Consider the following 2,593-nt stretch of genomic DNA (forward strand, 5'->3'; position numbering starts at 1 on the left):
GCATTAAGCTCAGGAACATCCTTGCCGTTTTCCGGATAGAATGTATAGAATGCGTTTACAAGCTCCATGACAGCGGAAATAGCCGTATTGAACGTGAAGCGGTCACGGATATCCTCAGTTACTTTATCAATGGTTACATGAAGGATACGGCGAAGGTCTTTTTCTTCCTTCGTGAGCTTCGATACATCATAGGTATCGGAAGCACCCTTGACAGCATCCTCAAACTGCTGAACAATACGCCATACGCGGCCGAGGAAGCGGAACGCACCCTCAACGCCCTGATCGCTCCACTCAAGGTCACGTTCAGGCGGTGCCGCAAAGAGAATGAACAGGCGGGCCGTATCTGCGCCGTATTTAGCGATAATCTCCTCAGGGGATACTACGTTGCCCTTGGACTTGCTCATCTTGGAGCCGTCTTTTATGACCATGCCCTGCGTAAGAAGGTTTTTGAACGGCTCATCAAAATTGACAAGTCCTTCATCGCGGATAACTTTTGTAAAGAAACGGGAGTAGAGAAGATGCAGGATTGCATGCTCAATACCGCCGATATACTGGTCTACAGGAGCCCAGTAGTTTACTTTATCCTTGTCAAAAGGCATTTCCGTATTTTTCGGGTCCGTATAGCGGAGATAGTACCAGGATGAGCAGATGAACGTATCCATGGTGTCTGTCTCACGTTTTGCGGGAGCGCCGCATTTCGGGCATGTGCAGTTTACAAATTCCTCGCACTGTGCCAGCGGAGAAACGGAGCCCTGCTCGAATTTTACATTCTCAGGGAGACGGACAGGCAGGTCTTTCTCGGGAACAAGCACAGGGCCGCAGTGCTCACAGTGAATGATAGGAATCGGCGCACCCCAGTAACGCTGACGCGAGATGAGCCAGTCACGCAGGCGGTAATTGACCTTGCGCTCACCGAAGCCCTGCTTCTCAGCCTCGTCAATTATTGCCTTCTGTGCCTCATGCATTTCCATGCCGGTGAACTTGCCGGAGTTGACAAGGACACCCTCTTTTTCTACGTAAGCCTCAGTCATTTCCTCAAGCTTGAGCTCGCGGTCCTTCGGCTGAAGCGTAAGGATAATCGGAAGGTTGTATTTCTTTGCGAACATCCAGTCGCGCTGGTCTCCTGACGGTACGGCCATGACTGCGCCTGTTCCGTAATCAGCGAGTACATAGTTCGTAATCCAGAGCTGTACCTTGTCTCCCGTGAACGGGCTGACTGCGTAGATACCCGTAAAGATACCTTCTTTTTCGGATTCGCTGGAGGTACGCTCCATTTCGGACTCGTTGCGGACTTTCTCACAGAAGGCTTTGATTTCCTCAGCCTTCGGATTATTTTCGATGATTTTTTCTACCAGCGGATGCTCTGCGGCAAGCGCTACAAATGTAATTCCGTATGCCGTATCCGGACGTGTCGTATAAACGGCAAAGTTCTCTCCGAGCTCAGGAACCTCCATCCGGAACTCAAGACCTTCACTGCGTCCAATCCAGTTTTCCTGCATTGTTTTAACGCGCTCAGGCCAGCCCTTCAGAAGGTCAAGGTCCTTCAGAAGCTCGTCTGCGTAATCCGTAATCTTGAGGAACCACTGGGAAAGATCTTTTTTATGGACCTCATCATCGCAGCGCCAGCATTTTCCGTCAATAACCTGCTCATTTGCAAGAACGGTTCCGCATGTATCGCACCAGTTTACGGAAGCTTCCTTCTTGTATGCGAGGCCGCGCTTGTAGAAAAGCTCGAAGAGCCACTGTGTCCAGCGGTAATATTCAGGACGGCATGTCTCTACCTCACGGTCCCAGTCGTAGGACAAGCCCATTTCGCGCTGCTGGCGGATCATGTTTTCGATATTGGAATAGGTCCAGTCTGCCGGACGGACGCCGTGTTTAATAGCTGCATTCTCCGCAGGCATACCGAAAGCGTCAAAGCCCATCGGATGGATGACGTTAAAGCCTTCCATGCGTTTGTATCTTGCCATAACATCTCCGATGGAGTAGTTACGGACATGTCCCATGTGCAGATTTCCCGAAGGATACGGGAACATTTCCAATGCGTAATACTTCGGAAGCGCAGGGTCATATTCCGTTTTATATGTCTTTTCCTCTTCCCACTTCGTCTGCCATTTTTTCTCAATTTCATGCGGAGTATATTTCTCCATTCCGGCTCCCCCTCTTATATACGGTTGATTACTTATTTTTGTGCTCAACGGGGGAAAGAATAATATTCTTTCCTTCACGATGTACGTTCATGCGATAATCGACGATTCCCTCTTTGTAGAGGTCGACTTTAAGCTCAAGCAGCAGCTTGCCAATTTTGTCGATGACATCCTGTGTCAGATATGCAATTCGGATATCCTTGCCCGGGTGCTCATCAGCGGCGCGTTTTGCTGCTTTCTTTTCCATCTTCTCGCCTGCCTCCATGAACATGGATTCAAGCGTAGGTTCTTCTACAAAGTTTTTGAGCATATCCTTGTCGGATAAGTTTTTTGGTATTTTACTCATGTTAATCCTTCTTTACTTTTGCCCATGTATCACGAAGACCTACTACCTCATTGAAAACAAGATGCTCAGGAGTCGTATCCTTGTCTACACAGAAGTAGCC

Annotated in this window: 2 protein-coding genes; both read right to left on the reverse strand. The window is 48.9% G+C overall.

Going from position 1 to position 2,593, the window contains the following annotated elements; genetic code table 11:
- Positions 1-2,150 (reverse strand): leucine--tRNA ligase (gene leuS / locus ACY69O_RS03870; protein WP_462332156.1); only part of this gene is annotated, 2,150 nt, incomplete at its 3' end.
- Between the two features lie 28 nt (positions 2,151-2,178).
- Positions 2,179-2,493 carry a hypothetical protein gene (locus ACY69O_RS03875; protein WP_072935232.1) on the reverse strand — a complete coding sequence of 105 codons (315 nt, stop codon included), beginning with the start codon at positions 2,491-2,493 and terminating at the stop codon, positions 2,179-2,181.
- Between the last annotated feature and the right edge of the window lie 100 nt (positions 2,494-2,593).

Source organism: Schwartzia sp. (in: firmicutes), from assembly GCF_978017985.1.

What these genes read in the sequence shown, in the direction of transcription:
- ACY69O_RS03875 (WP_072935232.1), bottom strand. Translation starts at nt 2,493, where the DNA reads ATGAGTAAAATACCAAAAAACTTATCCGACAAGGATATGCTCAAAAAC.